Source organism: Polaromonas sp. P3_C2, from assembly GCF_056402675.1.
In genome coordinates this window covers 1-3,464 of record NZ_JBFUGX010000448.1, presented here as the reverse complement: position 1 = coordinate 3,464, position 3,464 = coordinate 1, and the positions used below count along the sequence as shown (strand labels likewise).

Below are 3,464 nucleotides of genomic sequence, written 5' to 3'. Positions count from 1 at the left end.
ATCCTGAAACCCTGACCAGCGACTGCATTGGCATCAGTTCATGACATCAACGACAAGCAGCATGTTCATGACTATCTTGCTTTGGCGTTCAAGATGTCGGCGAAGACGTGAGGAGGCCAATTGCGTGCCCATTTGAAACAGAAAATAATCGATGTTTGCGAAAACAAAATCAAAGAGAAAGGCGAAAACGTCGGCGTGTCTTTCTACGCGTTTTTTGCCAACAAGAATGACAACCCGGAGCTCCTGATGGAGGCCGCAAAATGGTGGATCCAAACGCACCGGCTGGACCACTTTGAGAAAGCGTTGAAGATCAGGCGTCTGGTTGAGCAGGAAGTGGTCGATTGAGAAAAACCGCGCCTTGATGTAAGCCTCCTCCAGGGCCATATCCGCCCCAGGCACCCTCTTTTTTTCCAGACGACCCCAAGGCGTCTCGCAAGCAACTTTCGCAACTCTCAAGGATGCCAGCGCGAAACCGCCCGTGGCGTGTGGGCCGACTTGCTTCCGGCGAGCGCATACGACAGCTGGTTCGCCGCGCGGATGACACTCTTTGCGTGCTTCATCAGTTTGGTTTTTGACAGCCGTGCACTCGGGCCCGAGATGCAGATGGACCCCAGCAATCGCCAGTTAAGGCCGAACACCGGCGCCGCGACACTGGCCACTTCGGCTTCGCGTTCGCCCATCGAGATCTGGTACCCCTGTTCACGGATCGACTCGTAGGGTTCTCCCGCTGCGCCGCTGAAGGCCAGGATCACACGCCCCGGCGCGCCCTTGTTCAAGGGCAGCCTTTCCCCGACGCGCACGTGGTGCCGCACCGATTGCGGCCCTTCGACGCGCGCCACGCAGGCGCGAATGTCGCCTTCGCGCACGTAGAACGACGCGCTCTCGCCGCTTGCCTCAACGAGCTCGTGCAGCGTGGGCTCGACGATGCGATTGACGTCAAACCCGGCCTGGTAGCGCGCACCCAGCCAGCCGGCGGCCGGCCCCAGCCGCCACTGGCCGTCGTCGGCCTGCACCATGTATTGCGACAAGGCCAGCGTGCGCGCCAGGCGCAGCACCGTGGTCTTGTGCATGTGTGAGCGCCGGCTCAATTCCGCCAGCGAAAGCGTTGACTCGCCCACCTCAAAAGCTTCCATCAACGAGAGCGCCCGCGTCACCGCGATGACGCCGCCGCCTGTCTCAACTGGCTCATTTATCGGATCGTTTCGCATGCCGCACCATGGTTCACTGTATGAAACGGTATTGTATGGCGTGCAACGCGCGCCTACAGTCACACCCATACCGCAGCTATTGTTTAAAGCGGAGCCTTGGAGACATACATGAAACTTTCCCGCCGTTACGCGCTGGCCGCTGCCGTCGCGTGTTCCCTGGCCACCAGCGCCTTTGCGCMGGCCTGGCCCACCAAACCCATTCGCCTCGTCGTGCCATTCCCGGCCGGCGGCGGCACCGACATCATCGCCCGCGAAGTCACGAACAAGCTCATGGGCCCGGGCTACACCTTCATCGTTGACAACAAGCCGGGCTCGGGCGGCAACCTCGGTGTAGACGCCGTGGCGAAGTCGCCGGCAGACGGCTACACGTTGGTGCTCGGCCAGACCAGCAACCTGGCCATCAACACGAGCCTGTATGCCAAACTTCCGTATGACCCCATGAAGGACCTCACGCCCGTGAGCCTCGTGGCGAGCGCGCCACTGGTCATCGTCGTCGCGGCGGATTCGCCGTACAAGACGCTCGCCGACATCGTTGCGGCGTCCAAGGCMAAACCCGGCTCCCTGAACTACGCGACCTCCGGCAACGGCACCGTCGCGCACCTCGCGACCGAATCCTTCCAGAAGGCCGCAGACGTCAAGCTGACGCACGTGCCGTACAAGGGTGCGGCGCAGGGCGCCACCGACCTGATTGGCGGGCAGGTGCAGCTCTACGTGTCATCCATCCCCACGCTCATTGGCCACATCAAGAACGGAAAAATGCGCGCCATCGCCGTCACGTCGGCCAAACGTACCGAAGACCTGCCGCAGGTGCCAACCATTGCCGAGTCCGGCTACAAGGGCTTTGAGGCCGTGACCTGGTTCGGTATTGCCGGGCCTGCGAACCTGCCAAAGGATGTCGTCGCCAAACTCAACGCCGACATCAACAAGGCGCTGCAGGCGGCCGACCTGCGCAAGAAGCTGCGCGACCAGGGCGCCGACGTGGAAGGGAGCACGCCGGAGCAATTCAGCAAACTGATCCGGGAAGACATCACCCGCTGGGGCAAGATTGTTAAAGAATCCGGCGCGAAAGTAGATTGACATGACACAAGACATCATCCGCAAATTTGACCGCGTGCCGGCCGCCGTTGTGCGCCAAGCCGCTGCATTCCAGCCCGCCATCCTGGCCGACGTCGCCGGCCGCCGGGGTGCGATGCACGGGCGCATCAAGGCATTGCGCCCCCGCATGAAATTTGCCGGTACGGCCTTCACCGTTGAAGTTCGCCCTGGCGACAATCTGATGATCCACGCGGCCATGTCGTTGGCACAGCCGGGTGATGTGTTGGTGATTGACGGCAAGGGTGACCTCACCGCGGCATTGATGGGCACCATCATGATGACCGCCTGCAAACAGCTCGGTATCGTCGGTGTGGTCATTGACGGCGCAGTCCGTGACACCCTCGAAATCGACGAAATGGATTTCCCTGTCTTCGCGGCCGGGTACAACCCGAACGGCCCGACCAAAACCTGCCCGGGCCGCATCGGCCACCCTGTGACAGCAGGCGGTGTCACCGTGCATGCGGGCGACTTCGTGATGGGTGACGCGGACGGCGTTGTCGTCGTTGAACGCGAGAAGATCGAATCCCTGCTGCCGGCCGCTGCGAAGAAGGTGGCCGACGAAAACGCACGGATAGCGGCGATCAAAAAAGGCGACACGGCGGCCAAATGGCTGGAGTCAGCACTGCGCAGCGCCGGGGTATTGAAAGAAGGCGAGTCGCTGTGAGCAACGGGCAACCTGCCATGAAAGCCGCCGTGAAACCCGTCATTCTGGTCACTGCCGCAGACCTTGCACCCGAAGCGCTGGCGCTTCTGCAGGGCTACGAAGTCATCTACGCCGGCAAGACGCCGACAGAAGAAGACATCGTCGCCCTCTGCCAACGACACGACCCGGTGGGCATCATCGTGCGCTACAGCAAGGTGGGTGCTGCCGCCATTGCGGCAGCACCATCGCTGCGCGTGATCTCCAAGCACGGCAGCGGCACCGACACCATTGACAAGGTGGCCGCCGTCGCGCGGGGCGTTGAAGTTCGTGCCGCGGCCGGCGCCAACGCCAATGCCGTCGCCGAGCAGGCCCTGGCATTGATGCTCGCCTGCGCCAAGTCAATTCCGGTGTTGGACGCACGCATGCGCGCCGGCCACTGGGACAAGGCCACCCACAAAAGCGTGGAGCTGTATGGCAAGACTGTCGGGCTGGTGGGCCTGGGCGCCATCGGCCTGCGC

The 3,464-nt window shown here is 62.2% G+C and carries 5 protein-coding genes; 3 read left to right on the top strand and 2 right to left on the bottom strand.

Annotated elements, in window-relative coordinates; all coding sequences use genetic code 11:
* Window positions 1–33: 33 nt before the first annotated feature.
* Together AC1DWI_RS16925 and AC1DWI_RS16920 are read right to left on the bottom strand one after the other, a co-directional pair.
* Window positions 34–456 (bottom strand): hypothetical protein, encoded by a 423-nt coding sequence (locus AC1DWI_RS16925; RefSeq protein ID WP_477701325.1) that lies wholly within the window; start codon window positions 454–456, stop codon window positions 34–36.
* Window positions 453–1,208: an IclR family transcriptional regulator gene (locus AC1DWI_RS16920; RefSeq protein WP_477670082.1), complete on the bottom strand. Its 756-nt coding sequence runs from the start codon at window positions 1,206–1,208 to the stop codon at window positions 453–455. The genes AC1DWI_RS16925 and AC1DWI_RS16920 overlap by 4 nt, the downstream gene beginning before the upstream one ends.
* Before the next feature lie 108 nt (window positions 1,209–1,316).
* On the opposite strand from AC1DWI_RS16920, the gene AC1DWI_RS16915 reads away from it, so the two are divergent.
* The 3 genes from AC1DWI_RS16915 to AC1DWI_RS16905 form a co-directional block, all read left to right on the top strand.
* Complete coding sequence (locus tag AC1DWI_RS16915; RefSeq protein ID WP_477725263.1) at window positions 1,317–2,285, top strand: Bug family tripartite tricarboxylate transporter substrate binding protein; 969 nt, start codon at window positions 1,317–1,319, stop codon at window positions 2,283–2,285.
* Window position 2,286: 1 nt separating this feature from the next.
* The gene (locus AC1DWI_RS16910) at window positions 2,287–2,967 is read left to right on the top strand and encodes an RraA family protein (RefSeq protein WP_477670080.1); all 681 of its coding nucleotides are present in this window, start codon (window positions 2,287–2,289) and stop codon (window positions 2,965–2,967) included.
* A 17-nt stretch (window positions 2,968–2,984) separates the two neighbouring features.
* Window positions 2,985–3,464: NAD(P)-dependent oxidoreductase (locus tag AC1DWI_RS16905; protein ID WP_477725264.1), on the top strand; the 480-nt coding region annotated here is incomplete at its 3' end.